The organism is Lentzea sp. NPDC051838 (assembly GCF_040681245.1).
Lineage (GTDB): Bacteria > Actinomycetota > Actinomycetes > Mycobacteriales > Pseudonocardiaceae > Lentzea.
In genome coordinates this window covers 90,119-104,557 of record NZ_JBFAYI010000015.1, presented here as the reverse complement: position 1 = coordinate 104,557, position 14,439 = coordinate 90,119, and the positions used below count along the sequence as shown (strand labels likewise).

Below are 14,439 nucleotides of genomic sequence, written 5' to 3'. Positions count from 1 at the left end.
GGACAACCGGAAATGCCGCAGTACAAGCAATTCCCCTTGCCCGACACGGCAGAGGGGCTGACCGAGGCCGAGATCCTCACCTGGCACGTCAAGCCGGGTGACACCGTCACGGTCAACCAGATCATCGTCGAGATCGAGACGGCCAAGGCGGCCGTCGAGCTGCCGTGCCCGTGGGCCGGCGTCGTCACCGAGCTGCTCGCGGAGCCCGGCCAGACCGTCGAGGTCGGCGTCCCGATCATCACGATCGACACCGACCCCGGTGGCGCCGCCGCACCCGTCGCCCCCGCTCCTGCTGCCGCGGAAGCGAACGGCACCTCGTCCGGCAAGATCGGCGAGGAGATGCCGGGCGGGCGCATCGCGACGCTCGTCGGCTACGGCCCGAAGTCCGGTGCGGCCAAGCGTCGTGCGCGCAAGGACACCGCTCCGGCCGCGGCTCCGGCTGCCGTCGTGGTGGCTCCGCCCGCGCCTGCGCCGGCTCCCGCTCCGGTGGCCGCGCCTCCTGCTCCGGTCCAGGCTCCCGGTGGCTACGTGCCGCTGGCCAAGCCGCCGGTCCGCAAGCTGGCGAAGGACCTCGGCGTCGACCTCTACGCGCTGACGGGCTCCGGCCCGGACGGCGTGATCACGCGCGAGGACGTCGAAAGCGCCGTCGCCGCGCCTGCTGCTCCGTCCGCGTTGTCCTTTGTGGACAACGGCTCGCGCGAACGCCGGGTGCCGATCAAGGGCGTCCGCAAGGCGACCGCGCAGGCGATGGTCGACAGCGCGTTCACGGCCCCGCACGTCACCGAGTTCCTGACGGTCGACGTGACGCCGATGATGGAGCTGCGCGCGAAGCTGAAGAACGCGCCGGAGTTCCGCGGCGTGAAGCTGACGCCGCTCGCGTTCTGCGCCAAGGCCGTCATCCTCGCCGCGCGCCGCACCCCCGACGTCAACGCGACGTGGGACGCAGCCGCGAACGAGATCGTCTACAAGGACTACGTCCACCTGGGCATCGCGGCCGCCACGCCGCGCGGCCTGGTGGTGCCGAAGGTCCGCGACGCCGACCGGATGTCGTTGAAGGAGCTCGCGGTCGCGCTGGACGAGCTCGCGACCGTCGCCCGGGACGGCAAGACCGCCCCGGCCGACATGATGAACGGCACGATCACGATCACCAACGTCGGCGTCTTCGGCGTCGACACCGGCACGCCGATCCTCAACCCCGGTGAGTCCGCGATTCTCGCCCTCGGCGCGATCCGTGACATGCCGTGGGTGGTCGACGGCGAGATCAAGATCCGCAAGATCTGCCAGCTCGCGCTCTCCTTCGACCACCGCGTGGTCGACGGTCAGCAGGGCTCGCAGTTCCTGGCCGACGTCGGCGCGCTGCTGGCCGAGCCGGGCATCGCGATGACCTACTGAGGTTGTTGGGGTGGGGAGCTCTCGGGCTCCCCACTCACGACCGTGTTGTTGGTGAGCCGCACGACCTGAGCGTCGGGGTCGTAGTCCGCGCGCACGTCGATGGTGCTGTCGACGAGCCTGCAGAGCTCCACCCGGATCGGGGACAGAACCGTGTCCTTCCCGATGATGCTGCTGCTGGTGAAGGTGCAGCGGTAGAAGTCGAATCCGCGCACCACCGCCTCCATCCCGCGCATGTTGAGGGTCGTGCGGTCGAACGTGCAACCGACGAACTCGATCGCGCCGCGCATGAAGGACGCGTCCTGGAAGTTCACCTCGGTACCGGTGAACGTCGTTCCGTGGCAGCTGAACACGGTGTCGCGGAACGCGGTGCGTTCGAACGAGGTGTTGTCGCCGGTGAACTCGGCGCCGTCGAAGATCACCGCACCGGCGAACGTGCGCTCGCTGAAGTCGGCGTCCACGAACAGCACGCCGGTGAAGTCGAAGTTCAGCTCGGACCACGGTCCGGCTTCGCGGTGTGTGCCAAGCCGGTCGCGCAGGGCGCGAAGGATCTTGTTCGTCGTCTGACCGTCGTCCTCCTGCAGCCGCAGCTGGTCGATCAACGCGTCCACACACGTCTGCCGCTGGGCTTCCCAGTCGTCGGCCAGGCCCGCCATGGCCGAGACGCCGGCGATCCGCAGACCCGTCTGATCTCCGTTGAGCAGCTCGGCGGCGACCTTGAAGCGTTCGTTGAACAGCTTGGTGCGCTCGCGTTCCTCCTGGTTGAGGCTGTGCTCGTGGGCAGCCTCGGTGACGCGCTGCTTGCGGTAGTTGACCGCCAGCGCGACGACACCACCGAACCCGGCGACCACCGCCAGTCCGATCTTCAGCAGGTCGAGCATCTCGGTCGTGCTGAACGCGGCCTGCTTCGGCAGCTTCGGCCAGCCCAGCAGCGACAGCAGACCGCCACCCGCCGTCGCGGCCACGAGCACCGCGATCAGCAGCCAGCCGACGATCGACATCCAGACCGGTGCCTGAGTCTCCCGCCTGGCCCGCCGCCAGGACGGCAGCCCCAGGCGCCGGAGCAGCAACAACAGCCACACCACGGCCAGCGCCCCCGCCGCCGCGTACTGCCAGGTGATCGACCCCACGCCGGTGATCGTGCCTCAAGATCGGTATGTGAGTCCGGCGGGATGTCGAATCCGCGGTCTTCTCGATCGACGTCGTCACATGAACAAGCGATTTTCTCTGTTGATCGCCGCAGCCCTGCTGGCCGGACCGGTGGGCGTGGCGCAGGCTTCCGAGTCTGGTCTCGTGCGAACCGACTCCGGCCAGGTGCGCGGCACGGTTCTCGCCGATCGTCAGGTGTACCAAGGGATTCCGTATGCGGCGCCGCCCGTGGGCGAGCTGCGATGGCGTTCACCTCAGCCGGTCAGGCCGTGGACGACACCGTTGGACGCCACGAAGCCCGGCCCCGTCTGCGCGCAGGCCCCCGGCGCCGGTTCGCCCAGCAGCAACGAGGACTGCCTCTACCTCAACGTCACCACGCCTTCCAGGCACGGCCGCAAGCCCGTCATGGTCTACCTCCACGGCGGCGGCAACAGCTACCTGTCCGGTGACGGGTTCGACCCGCGGCGGTTGGTCGTGCAGGGCGATGTCGTGGTCGTGACCATCAACTTCCGGCTCGGTTTCTTCGGGTTCTTCGGGCACCCGGACCTGCCGGACTCGGGCGCGTACGGCGTCGAGGACCAGCAGGCCGCGTTGAAGTGGGTGCAGCGCAACGCTTCCGCGTTCGGCGGAGATCCGCGCAACGTCACGGTCTTCGGTGAGTCCGGCGGTGCGTTCGACGTGTGTGCGCAGGTGACTTCGCCGAAGTCGCGGGGCCTGTTCCAGAAGGCCATCGCGCAGAGCGGCGGCTGCTCCACGACCTGGGGTGCCAACGGGGTGATCCACACGAAGCCGGGCGGATCGCCGTGGATCACGAAGGAAGCGGCGGCGAAAGACGCCGTGGCGATCTCGGCCCAGCTCGGCTGCTCGGACGTCGCATGCCTGCGTTCGTTGCCTCCCACGGCTTTCACGGCGATCGACCGCGGCGCGACCCCGATCGTGATCGGCAACAGCGTGCTGCCGGTGCACCCCGTCGAGGCGTTGCGCACCGGCCGCTTCAACCGCGTGCCGGTGATCTGGGGCAACACCCGTGACGAGGGCAGGCTGACGTCCGCGACCGTGCCGGAACCGTTCGACTACAACGGTTTGCTGGAGCAGTCGTACGGTCCGAACGCCCAGAGGGTTGTTGCCGAGTATCCCGCGGGCGAGTCCGCGCGGATTGCTTACGGCTCGGTGCTCACCGACGGAGTGTGGGCGTGCCACCAACTCGCTGACGCCCGGCTGCTCTCGCGCTACACGCCGACGTACGGCTACGAGTTCGCCGATCGCACCGCCCCGCTCGGCTGGTTCAAGGACCTCTTCCCAACGGGCTTCCCGGCCGGCGCGGCGCACTCGTTCGAGCTCGCCTACCTCTTCGACCTCCCGACGTTCGACCTCAACCCCGACCAGCAGCGGCTCGCGGCGACGATGATCCGCGACTGGACGACGTTCGCGCGCACCGGCAAGCCCGGCTGGGCGCGCTACTCGAACGGGACCGTGCACGAGTACTCGCTGGCCCACGTCGGCCCGATCAACGGCCTGACCAGGCACAACTGCTCGTTCTGGAACTCGATCGGTTAATCGGGTTTGACTCTCCAGTCACTGGAGGGTTCAGAGTTGTCCCCGTGACGCGCTACCAGATCGGCGAGCTGGCCAGGATGACCGGCCTCACCGTCAGGACGATCCGGTTCTACTCCGACCAGGGCCTCATCCCGCCCACAGCGAGAACGGTCGGCGGCTACCGGACGTACGACGGTGAGGCGGTCGCCAAGCTCAAGCTCGTCCGCACACTGCGGGATCTGGGTGTCGACCTGCCGACCGCCGGGCGGATTCTCGCCCGCGAGGTGACGGTGACCGACGTGGCGCGCGCCCATGCAGACGCGATCGACGCGCAGATGAAGACGTTGCGGCTCCGCCGAGCCGTCCTGCGCGCGGTCGCCAAGGGAGGGGAGATGGAACTGATGAACGAGTTGGCACGGATGTCGGACGAGGAGCGCCAGCGCATCCTCGACGACTTCTTCGAGGAGGTGTTCGGGCCCTACGAGCTGGATCCGCAGTTCGAGCAGCACATGCGTTCCGTGCGGATCGAGCTGCCGGACGACCCGTCGACCGAGCAGCTGGAGGCGTGGGTCGAGCTCGCGAAGCTCGTGCAGGACCCGGACTTCCGCGCGTCGGTGAAGCGGATGTCCCAGCAGCACGAGGAGTTCCGGCGCAGCGGCCAGGACATGAGCCCTCCAGGGGACAACCAGATGGAGGCGTTCAACTTCGCGATCGCCCAGGCTCGTGAGGCACTCGACGCCGGCATCGCGCCGGGGTCTGCCGAGGCTCGTGAGGTCGTGGGCCGCGTGAACGCCAAGTGGGCGGAGGCGCTGAGCCTGCCGAACGACGAGCAGCTCGTCGAGCGGCTGCGGGAGCTCTCCGACTTCGCGGACCGGCGTGCCGAGCGGTACTGGGTGTTGATCGCGAAGATCAACGGCTGGCCCGCGATGCCGGACCACTCGGCGGAGCGCGAGTGGCTGCGCGAGGCCGGTCAGCCGTTCGGCTAAACCTTTCCACCTGCGGGAACCTGCTGGGCGCCCAGCTCGTTCTCGTGGAGACGAAGGGGGAACGTCATGTCTGTTCTGTTCGAGTTGCTCGGGGGAATCGCCGGCGAGCTGTTCGGTCCCACTGGAGACCACCACACCGAGGGCGACGGCGACGTCTTCCTCGACGGCCGCTGGCAGGAGGGCCCGCTGTACTTCGGGCCGTCACGCATCATCTGGGACAGGCGGATCATCTTCAGCCCTGACGAGGGCCGGGTCGAGATGATCACGCACCACGACGCCCCGCAGCCGAAGTTCGTCGTGCTGCACTTCCGCCGCGCCGAGGACACCCTGCTGCTGGCCGTGCACCACCGCGAGCTCAAGCGCGTGGGGATGATCCTTCCGCTGCCGGCCTGAGCGCACCCAGGGCGAGCGCGCCGGCCGCGACGGCCATCGCCCCGGCGCCGAACATCCGCTGGTTCGCCGCCTGCGCCGCCAGGTACTGCTCTTCGGTCAGCACGCGCACGACCTTGCGCTGCGTCGAGGTGTACTGCCCGTTCTCGTGCTTGAGGTTGCCCGCGTAGGCATCGCTCGCCAACGTGACCAGCGCGATGATCCACCCGCCGTAGAACGCGACGGCGATGAGGACGATCGCCCACACCGGCAACGCGTTCCTGAGCCGCTGCAACAGTTCCTTGAGTCCCTTGGCGCGCAGCGTGCCCGTCTTGACGATCGTCAGGACGAGCACCGCGACCGTCAGCGCGCAGGCCACGACGGTCATCCACATCGGCAACAGCGGCGCGCCCGGCAGCACGCTCGCCACCACGATCAGTGCGTCGACCACGGCGATCCCGGCGGCAGCCCGCCGCAACTGCTTCATGACCACGGAGGATAGGTCAGCGCAGTCCTTTCGCGACGTTCCGCAACTCGGCTTCCTTGCGGTACAACGTCGGCACCGCCTTGGTGACCTTCGCGAGCAACACCGTCTGGTCGATGAGCTTCGCGTTGACCAGACCGTCCTGTGTGGACAGCCCGACCAGCTGCCCTTCGCGTGCGACGGTGATCTGTGTTCCTTGCGGCAGCAGCTCGCTCAAGCGTTTCCTGGCCTCGTCGAACAAACACTCGTCCGCGGCAGGCGCATCGACGTTCACGAGCTTGACCAGGGCGACGCGATCACCCTCGCGCACCTCGACCGTCTCGCCGTCGACCACGCGCACCACGCTCGCCACCGCCGGCTCCTGGCGGTCCACGACCGTCACGACGTAGGCACTGCCCGCGGCACCAGCCAGAACCGCGGCGGCCATGACGTACACATTCGGGAGCATCTCGATTCCCCCTAACGCCGATCCACTCGTCTGATCGGAGTAGCGGGACCCGGTGTTACTCCACGCGTTCGCGGATTTACCGTCGGCTAACCAGCGCGACCTACGTTCGGCTCGTGCTGATCAAACTGGGAATCGTCACGACCGGCGTTGCCCTGCTCTTCGGGGGAACCGCACAGGCAGCAGTACAGACCCCGCCGACCTGCCCGAGCGCGGTGCAGATCGGCTCGTCGTCCGTCGTCAAACGCGGCACCTCGACGATGGCCACCATCACGCAGTTCCAGGGCTGCGGCGGCAAGTACGGCCACGTCCGCCTCACGAGCGCCGGCGCCTTCCGCGCCGAGATCTCGCTGCGGGCGGACGGCACCTTCACCCCGCCCACGAGGGGCGAGGTGAACCAGAAGGACGTCTGGACGTTCAGCCGGATCCTCAACGACAAGTGCAGCCGCGCCGTCGCCACCGTGTGGGTGGACAACGACGAGCTGACCGGGGCGAGCGGCTCGTCCTGCTGACGTGAAACGGGCCGGGGTGCGACACCCCGGCCCGTTCGGCTCACTTGATCTGCATCCCGGAGATCATGCGCGACACGACCAGCCGTTGGATCTCGCTGGTGCCCTCGAAATGGTGAAGATCTTGCGCTGGGGTCCGGCTGATCTGGCGGTCTTACGGCTGAAACTCGGCTGACCTGCGCGTTCCGGGTCGTCGTTTGTCGTCGTTGACCGACCCTTCTGGACCTTCGACGGCCTGGACACGGCCTGGCTTTGGGCTGTCCACACCTGGGGCATCACCCCGACACGAAGCTGATCTCGCGGTCAGTGGTGGTGGGTCAAGGCACGTTCTCCCGCCTTGACGCGTCGCTGCTGGCCGTGGCTGATCATGGCGTGGCAGGGTGGTGCCCTTCGTGCTGCCTGCGGTTCGTTGGCCGTTGGCGCGGAGCGTCGGCGGGCGTCGATCGCCGTGCCCGGCTCGATCCGGGTGACCATGTGCGCGATCGGCTTGGCCGGTACTGGCTGGGAGCTGGTTCCTGCGCGCCGCCGACGGTGGCGCTATCGCCCGGCCGGCCGTGCCGCGCCGCCCGGCCGACAGGCGGAGCGAAGCGGGAGCCTGGCGTGCCGGGATGGATGTGGACACGGTGCCAAGGCGACAGGCACAGCGCGCCGCCGTCGGCGGCGCGCCTTGATCCCATAGAGCCAAGTTCGGCAGCACAATGATCTTCTACGGTGACCTTCTACGGCCACCAACTGTGTAACGAGACATCAACAACCAACGAAGCGGAAGCATGAGCCTCCTACAAGAGATCATCGACGGAGCGAGCGGTGACCAGATGCCGGTGGCGTCGCTGCTCCGGAAGGTCAAGGTTCTTGCAGCCCGGATCGACACCGCCAAGCTCGACGAATGGGTTGAAAACGAGCTCAGCGGATACAAGGAAGGGAACGAAATACCTGCCTATCGGGGTCCATTCAGGGTTGAGGTTCTTGGTCATTTTGCCGGCCCATTCGGGAGTGGAGTTCAAAACGCTCCAATTCCCCCGGTGTGCTTTCCTGAGAAGTTGCGGGACAGTGATCTGTTCTACCTCTCCTTTTCTCAGCCAATTGTCGAACTTGAATCTCTCAGTAAATCAGAAAAGCCGCTTCATGCATCATGGGATGCAGATTCAATTGCGTTCACGAATTTGATGATAGAGAGGGGGGATGTTCGCGCGTATCCTTCAATGGGCCTGATGCAAGCATGGCGCCAAATCAGCCCGCAGCACTTGCAAGGAATTGTGGACACCGTGCGCACGCGAACACTCGATCTCGCGCTGGCATTCGAGAAGATTTCACCTAGGATCGGCGAACAAGGAGGCCCCGTGCCCGAACGTGAACCTGCCCAGAGTATTATCAACAACATTTACGGTGGCTCCAACAACCTGGCCATTCAGAGTCACGACGTAACCCAATCTGCTTCAGTTGTCGGGCGCGGCGACGAATCCGGGCTACTGGCTGCAGTGGCTGCAACCGGAGTAGAAAAGGCCGAAGTCGAGGAGCTTCGCCAAGCCCTTGCCGATGATCGCGCCCAGGCAGGAGGAAGCGATCCTGCCGAACCTGGTCCAAAGGTCCGCGGCTGGCTCGGGAAGATTTCGCTTGGAACGGCCAGTGTAGGCGGCAAGATCGCAACCTCCGCAGCGGGCGGAGTGATTGCCACACTCATCAAGTCCTACTTTGGCCTGTAGTCCATGCCTACCGCCCAAAATGTATGGGTTGCACTGATCGCTGCCGGAGCCTCCGCGTTTGCCGCAATTGCCGCCGCAGTAATTGCTGGAGTGTTCGCTTGGAAGACTCGGCGCGCAGAAGTTGAAGCCGAACGAGCGCGCGATCTCGAAAACCGCATATCAGAGCGGAAGTACGAGATCTACAAACCGATGATCGAACTACTTCGCGACATGCTTGGCGGAGATACGCCGACCGGGAAGAGGGCTGACGAGTCTACAAAGAAGATTGCGGACTTCTCAACATGGATCGGAATTTACGGATCAGATGAGTCGGTCGGATCGTTCCATAACTTGATGCAAGCAATTTACTCCGAACCGCCCGTTGCAGTATTCATGAGGCTGTACGGAGACTTCTTGGTCGCTGCGCGGCGTGATATCGCCCATCCGGACACTTCGGTAGACAAACGACATCTGCTTGGGATGCGCATACGTGACATCTACACCTATCCAGATGTTGTAGACCCGTCATTTGAAGAGGTCTGCAAGCGACTAAGCTGGCAGCCGCCATGGCTCTCTGGGGATGTAGTGCCACTTAGAGAATACAAAATCCGAAAGAGTCGGGTCTGACACGAAACATCATCAACTGCACCGATAGGGAGCGTCAGCCGGGTTGCAATACGTCTGTCGCCTAATGTGACCCAGGATACTGCTACCTTCTTACGCTCCTGAACGTGACTTCCTCCGTTTTCACGCCATCCATCTTCATGTTGTTGGGCGATGAATTGGAGAAAGTAGCACGGTGGAGATCGGCGCCAGAAAAGTCCGACTTATCGAGCATCGAATCGTCAAACTTTGCATCCCACGGTCGGGCACCTTAAACAACGCGCCTGTTCCGGTTATATGTTCAAAAGTGGCGCCATACAACATGGCGTCGTCGAATCTGGTTCTTTCGATCGTTGTGCCATTGAAGCGGGCTTGCTTCAGAGATGCCCCTGTGAGATCGGCATCGTATAAAATGGTTTGCCTGAAGTCGGATCCGTTTGCTCCGTCAATCCTGAGGCAGGTCGCCCCAAGATCAACCCACCCGTCCGGCGAAGCACGCTCACGGCGCCCGATGACGATAACCGCTGCTGCAATATCAGGCGCCACGCGGACCCAGGCTTCACGCTCCGCACGTACACGCACCTGCTGCCGTCCAGTCACCAACGTGCACGGTCTGCCGTGGACGGGGTCTTCAAGCCTCGCAAGACCCCGCCCGCTCAGACGGCCTGAGGACGGCCTGAGATGGTCAGCTCACTTGATCTGCATTCCGGAGATCATGCGCGACACGACCAGCCGCTGGATCTCCGAAGTCCCCTCGAAGATGGTGAAGATCTTGGCGTCCCGGTGCATCCGCTCCACCGGGTGCTCCCGCGTGTACCCGGCTCCACCCAGGATGTGGATCGCCCGCTCCGTCGCCCACACCGACACCTCGGACGCCTTGAGCTTCGACATCGAGCCCTCGCCCGCGGTGAACGGCACGTTGTTGCGCCCCATCCACGCCGCGCGCCACACCAGCAGTCGCGACGCGTCGATCTCCATCCGCATGTTCGCGAGGTCGAACGCGATCGACTGGTTCTCGATGATCTTGCGCCCGAACGCCTCGCGGTCCTTCGCGTACTCCAGCGAGTAGTCGTAGGCGGCGCGTGCGACGCCCACGGCCATGGCGCCGACGGTCGGGCGCGTGGTCTCGAACGTCGCCATCGCGGCCTGGCCGCCGGCCTTCAAACCTTCACGCGCCCGAGCTAGCCGTGCGTCCAGCCGCTCCTTGCCGCCCAGTACGCACCGGCCCGGCACCCGCACGTCGTCCAGGAATACGTCAGCCGTGTGCGACGCGCGCATGCCGTGCTTCTTGATCTTCCCCGGCGAGGACAAGCCGGGCGTGCCGGGCGGAACGATGAAGCCTGCTTGGCCACGCGAGCCGAGCTCTGCATCGACGACAGCGGTCACGACGTGCACGTTCGCGATGCCGCCGTTGGTCGCCCAGGCCTTCTGGCCGTTCAGCACCCACTCGTCGGTGGCCTCGTCGTAGCGCGCACGGGTCCGGTAGCCGGCGACGTCGGAACCCGCCTGGGGCTCGGAGGCGCAGAACGCCGCGAGCTTCGGGTCCGACTCGTCGCCGAAGCACTCCGGCACCCACTCGGCCAGCTGCTCGGGCTCGCCGCCGGCGAAGATGCCGGCGACGGCGAGACCGGTGCCCATCAGCGAGAGGGCGATGCCCGCGTCGCCCCAGAACAACTCCTCAGTCGCGATCGGCAGAGACAGCCCGATCGGGTCCGCGAACCAGGTCGCCAGGGCTTCGAAGCCGTAGAGGCCGATCTTCGCCGCCTCCTGGATCACCGGCCACGGCGTCTCCTCGCGCTCGTCCCACTCCGAGGCCGCCGGCCTGATCACGTCGCGAGCGAAACCGTGCACCCAGTCGCGCAGGTCGGTCTGGTCTTCGTTCAGTTCGAGCGAGAAGCCACCCACTGCAAAACCTCTCCGTCAGGCCTTCGGGATGTTGAACAGGCTCATGAACCCCGCCGCGAACCCCAGGTCGCCCTTCACCTTGAGCTTGCCCGTCATGAACAGCACGGGGGCGGAGGCGTTCCCGGTCGCGAGCTTCAAAAAGTCCGCGGGCGTCAACGTGACGATGGCGCGTGCCTCGCGCGTGACGCCCTTGTTGATGGTGCAGTGCGCGTCTTCGATGATGGCCTCGTAGACGTCCTCGAGCACGTGGAAGTGCACGACGGCGCGGGTGGCACCGGCCCGGTCCGCGCGGAAGTGGACCTCCATGCGCCGGAACACCTCGTCCAGCACGCGGACGCGCAACGCGGGATCGGCCACGACGGCCTCGATCTGGTCCTTCGACGCGCGCGAGATGATCCGGGCGAAGTTGGACGGGTCCATCTTCGAGAGGTCGAGGTCGGCGCCGCCGTCGGCCAGCGCGCCCAGGGCGTTCAGCAACGCCGCGAAGTCGGTCTTGCCGAGCTTCTTCGGGTCGATGCCGCGCGCGATGACGTCGATGTCGACGTCGGCCAGAGCGGGGTCGTCCGGCGAGATCTGCTGCAGCGTGCTGATCAGCTCAGCCGGGCTGAGCTTCGCGATCGCCTCGGTGGTGAGGTCGAGCGTCATTGACACACCTCCTGGTACCTACTCGCGAGTAAGACTACTGTCGAGTAGGTATAGCGGCAAGCCGATCGGATAATCTTGTTCCTCCGAACCGAGGGGGTGTGATGCGCACAGAAGGTCGAGCCAAGCGCTTGCCACGCGCAGTGCGTGAGCGGCAGATCATGGACGCCGCCGTCGACGTGTTCTCGCGGCTCGGTTTCCACGCCGCCTCGATGGACGAGATCTCCGAGGTCGCGGGCATCTCCAAGCCCATGCTCTACGCGTATCTCGGGTCGAAGGAAGAGCTCTTCGCGACCTGCATCCGGCGTGAGGCCACGCGGATGATGGAGGCCATCGCGACCGGCGTGGAGCCCGACCAGGAACCCGACGTGCAGCTGTGGAGCGGCCTGAGAGCCTTCTTCGGCTTCGTCGGGGAGAACCGGGCGAGCTGGATGGTGCTGCACCGGCAGGCGTCGACGCAGGGTGGACCGTTCGCGGTCGAGCTCACGGACATGCGCAGCCGGGCTGTGTCGCTGGTCGCGGCGCTGCTCACGCAGTCCACGAAGGCGCCCGCGACCAAGCTCGAAGCCGAGTCGCTGGCCGCCGCGCTGGTCGGGGCCGGTGAGTCGCTCGCGGAGTGGTGGCTCGATCACCCCGAGGAGCCCGCGGGAGTCGTCGCCGCGCGCCTCATGAACCTCGTGTGGATGGGCTTCGGCGACCTCGTCGACGGCAACGTCTGGCACCCGCCGTCACGCCGCTGAGCCCACCAAGTGGGGTCCCTTGCCCCACACACCGAACTCCCAGCCGCCGGAAACCTCGGAAGCGGAGAACTCGACGCGACCGGGGATGAGCAGCGGCTTCTTGAACCGGACGTCGACGGTCACGGCCTCGGGCAGCCGGCCCTCCAACGCGGCCAGGCAGCGGGCCTTCGTCCACATCCCGTGCGCGATCGCCCGCTTGAACCCGAACAACCGGGCGCTCACCGGGTAGAGGTGGATCGGGTTCCGGTCGCCGGACACTGCCCCGTACCGCCGCCCGATGTCCGCGGGCACCCGCCACACCGCCGACCCGATCGGGCGTTCCAGCTCCTCGCTCCCGGCAGAACCACCGCCCGTGCGTCGCAGATAGGTCGAAACGCCTTCCCAGACACCGGAAACCGACGTCACCACGTCGACCTGCGTGCCCTGCGGATGCGGACGGAGATCGCGCGCGGACACCGTGATCTCCAGCGGCTCGTCCAGCGTCAGCGGCCGCGACTGCGTGATCCGGTTCGCGATGTGCACCAGGCCGGGCAACGGAAACGGGAAACCCGAGCCCGTCATCAGCTTCATCTGCAACGGAAAGCCCAGCACGTGCGGATAGGTCAACGGCAACGCGTCGCGCAACCCGAACCCGCACACCGCGTTGTAGGCCGCGAGATGCTTCAGCGAGACGTCGAACGTCCCCGAAACCGGTTCGGCGGCAAGGCTTTCCCCGCGCCGGAACGACGTCAGAGCGGCACGCAGCAACATCACGCCCCCAGCAGCATCTGGCCGCACACCCGCACGACGTTCCCGTTCACACCACCGGAGCCGGGCGAGGCGAACCACGCCACCGTCTCCGCCACGTCGACCGGCAACCCGCCCTGCGACAGCGAGTTCATCCGTCGCCCGACCTCACGCGTCATCAACGGCACGGCCGCGGTCATCTTCGTCTCGATGAAGCCGGGCGCGACCGCGTTGATCGTGGCCCCGCGAGCGGCCAGCACAGGTGCGAGCGACTTGACCATCCCGATCACGCCGGCCTTCGAGGTGGCGTAGTTGGTCTGGCCGACGTTGCCGGCGATGCCCGCGATCGACGACACCCCGACGATCCGCCCGCCCTCGCGCAGCACGTCGCCGTCGAGCAGCGCCGCGTTGATGCGTTCCTGGCAGCCGAGGTTGACCTCCAGCACCGCGTCCCACTTGTCGGCGTCCATGCGCGCCAACGTCTTGTCGCGCGTGATGCCCGCGTTGTGCACCACGACGTCCACGCCGCCGTGCCGCTCCAACAGGTACGACGTCAGCCGCGCGGGATCCCCGGTGATGTCGAGCTGCAGCGCCGACCCGCCCACGGCGTTCGCGACCTTCGACAGCTCGTCGCCGGCGGCGGGAACGTCGAGGCACACGACGTGCGCGCCCTCGCGTCCCAGCACCGTCGCGATCGCCTCGCCGATGCCCCGCGAAGCACCCGTGACCAGCGCGACCTTGCCCTCCAGCGTTCCGACGGCAGCGTTAGTGGAAACGTGGACGACCTGCCCGGACACGTAAGCCGACCGTCCGGACAGCAGGAACCGCAGCGTGGACTCGACCCCGTCCTCGGCACCGTCCGCCACGTAGACGAGGTTCGCCGTGCCACCCCGCCGCAGCTCCTTGCCGACGGACCGCACGAAGCCTTCGAGAGCGCGCTGGGCGATGGAGTCCGGCGACCGTCCGATGACGATCACCCGCCCGCACGGCCCGAGCCGCGTGATCGCCGGGTGGAAGAAGTCGTGCAGCTGCCGCAGGTCGCTGACCGACGCCACGTCCGACGCGTCGAAAACCAACGCGCCGTGGGGAGCGGAACCTGTTTCGAGCTGCTTCAGGAAGGGCAGCCGGGAAGTGCCACCGACCAGAACGGGTGTGGCGAGAGCGGCGTCGCGACGGAGTGGGTACGGGTTCGGCAGGCCGAGCCTGCGCACGAGCTGACGACCCAGCCCCGAAGAGGCGAACTTCTGGTACCTGTCCACGTGCATCAACCTACT

Annotated in this window: 16 protein-coding genes and 1 pseudogene; 8 read left to right on the top strand and 9 right to left on the bottom strand. The window is 66.5% G+C overall.

All coding sequences use genetic code 11. From position 1 onward, the window contains the following. Positions 1 to 12: 12 nt before the first annotated feature. On the top strand, positions 13 to 1,392 hold the full coding sequence (locus AB0M24_RS28490) for a dihydrolipoamide acetyltransferase family protein (protein ID WP_363774326.1): 1,380 nt from the start codon (positions 13 to 15) through the stop codon (positions 1,390 to 1,392). On the opposite strand, the gene AB0M24_RS28485 is transcribed toward AB0M24_RS28490, so the two are convergent. After that, on the bottom strand, positions 1,386 to 2,519 hold the full coding sequence (locus AB0M24_RS28485; protein WP_363774323.1) for a hypothetical protein: 1,134 nt from the start codon (positions 2,517 to 2,519) through the stop codon (positions 1,386 to 1,388). The genes AB0M24_RS28490 and AB0M24_RS28485 overlap by 7 nt on opposite strands. A gap of 79 nt (positions 2,520 to 2,598) precedes the next feature. Here AB0M24_RS28485 and AB0M24_RS28480 point away from each other — a divergent pair, with 79 nt between their 5' ends. The 3 genes from AB0M24_RS28480 to AB0M24_RS28470 all read left to right on the top strand — a co-directional run bounded on the left by AB0M24_RS28480 (position 2,599) and on the right by AB0M24_RS28470 (position 5,453). Further along, on the top strand, positions 2,599 to 4,095 hold the full coding sequence (locus tag AB0M24_RS28480; protein ID WP_363774320.1) for a carboxylesterase family protein: 1,497 nt from the start codon (positions 2,599 to 2,601) through the stop codon (positions 4,093 to 4,095). A 44-nt stretch (positions 4,096 to 4,139) separates the two neighbouring features. Continuing rightward, positions 4,140 to 5,060 (top strand): MerR family transcriptional regulator, encoded by a 921-nt coding sequence (locus tag AB0M24_RS28475; protein WP_363774317.1) that lies wholly within the window; start codon positions 4,140 to 4,142, stop codon positions 5,058 to 5,060. Between the two features lie 66 nt (positions 5,061 to 5,126). Beyond that, on the top strand, positions 5,127 to 5,453 hold the full coding sequence (locus AB0M24_RS28470; RefSeq protein ID WP_363774314.1) for a hypothetical protein: 327 nt from the start codon (positions 5,127 to 5,129) through the stop codon (positions 5,451 to 5,453). Here the strand turns inward: AB0M24_RS28470 and AB0M24_RS28465 are convergent. Further along, positions 5,416 to 5,916, bottom strand: a complete 501-nt coding sequence (locus AB0M24_RS28465) for a hypothetical protein (protein ID WP_363774311.1) — start codon at positions 5,914 to 5,916, stop codon at positions 5,416 to 5,418. The genes AB0M24_RS28470 and AB0M24_RS28465 overlap by 38 nt on opposite strands. A gap of 16 nt (positions 5,917 to 5,932) precedes the next feature. Then, entirely contained in the window at positions 5,933 to 6,361 is a 429-nt protein-coding gene (locus tag AB0M24_RS28460) for a hypothetical protein (protein ID WP_363774308.1), read from the bottom strand. A 113-nt stretch (positions 6,362 to 6,474) separates the two neighbouring features. On the opposite strand from AB0M24_RS28460, the gene AB0M24_RS28455 reads away from it, so the two are divergent. The 3 genes from AB0M24_RS28455 to AB0M24_RS28445 all read left to right on the top strand — a co-directional run bounded on the left by AB0M24_RS28455 (position 6,475) and on the right by AB0M24_RS28445 (position 9,176). Then, entirely contained in the window at positions 6,475 to 6,870 is a 396-nt protein-coding gene (locus tag AB0M24_RS28455) for a hypothetical protein (protein ID WP_363774305.1), read from the top strand. Between the two features lie 767 nt (positions 6,871 to 7,637). Beyond that, a complete protein-coding gene (locus AB0M24_RS28450; protein WP_363774302.1) occupies positions 7,638 to 8,570 on the top strand; it encodes a hypothetical protein in 933 nt (310 codons plus the stop codon). A 3-nt stretch (positions 8,571 to 8,573) separates the two neighbouring features. Further along, positions 8,574 to 9,176: a hypothetical protein gene (locus AB0M24_RS28445; RefSeq protein ID WP_363774299.1), complete on the top strand. Its 603-nt coding sequence runs from the start codon at positions 8,574 to 8,576 to the stop codon at positions 9,174 to 9,176. An 82-nt stretch (positions 9,177 to 9,258) separates the two neighbouring features. Here AB0M24_RS28445 and AB0M24_RS28440 read toward each other — a convergent pair whose 3' ends face one another. The 4 genes and pseudogenes from AB0M24_RS28440 to AB0M24_RS28425 form a co-directional block, all read right to left on the bottom strand. Next, complete coding sequence (locus AB0M24_RS28440; RefSeq protein WP_363774296.1) at positions 9,259 to 9,387, bottom strand: hypothetical protein; 129 nt, start codon at positions 9,385 to 9,387, stop codon at positions 9,259 to 9,261. Positions 9,388 to 9,461: 74 nt separating this feature from the next. Continuing rightward, positions 9,462 to 9,698: pseudogene (locus tag AB0M24_RS28435) on the bottom strand (pentapeptide repeat-containing protein); the annotation flags it as partial. A 144-nt stretch (positions 9,699 to 9,842) separates the two neighbouring features. Continuing rightward, positions 9,843 to 11,057 (bottom strand): acyl-CoA dehydrogenase family protein, encoded by a 1,215-nt coding sequence (locus AB0M24_RS28430; protein ID WP_363774293.1) that lies wholly within the window; start codon positions 11,055 to 11,057, stop codon positions 9,843 to 9,845. A gap of 15 nt (positions 11,058 to 11,072) precedes the next feature. Further along, the gene (locus AB0M24_RS28425) at positions 11,073 to 11,702 is read right to left on the bottom strand and encodes an SCP2 sterol-binding domain-containing protein (protein ID WP_363774290.1); all 630 of its coding nucleotides are present in this window, start codon (positions 11,700 to 11,702) and stop codon (positions 11,073 to 11,075) included. 101 nt (positions 11,703 to 11,803) lie between these two features. Between AB0M24_RS28425 and AB0M24_RS28420 the strand changes: the two genes are divergently transcribed. Continuing rightward, complete coding sequence (locus tag AB0M24_RS28420; protein ID WP_363774287.1) at positions 11,804 to 12,439, top strand: TetR/AcrR family transcriptional regulator; 636 nt, start codon at positions 11,804 to 11,806, stop codon at positions 12,437 to 12,439. Here AB0M24_RS28420 and AB0M24_RS28415 read toward each other — a convergent pair. Beyond that, complete coding sequence (locus tag AB0M24_RS28415) at positions 12,428 to 13,189, bottom strand: MaoC/PaaZ C-terminal domain-containing protein (RefSeq protein WP_363774564.1); 762 nt, start codon at positions 13,187 to 13,189, stop codon at positions 12,428 to 12,430. The two genes, AB0M24_RS28420 and AB0M24_RS28415, sit on opposite strands and share 12 nt — an antisense overlap. Then, positions 13,189 to 14,430, bottom strand: a complete 1,242-nt coding sequence (locus tag AB0M24_RS28410) for a 3-oxoacyl-ACP reductase (RefSeq protein WP_363774284.1) — start codon at positions 14,428 to 14,430, stop codon at positions 13,189 to 13,191. The genes AB0M24_RS28415 and AB0M24_RS28410 overlap by 1 nt, the downstream gene beginning before the upstream one ends. Positions 14,431 to 14,439: the final 9 nt, after the last annotated feature.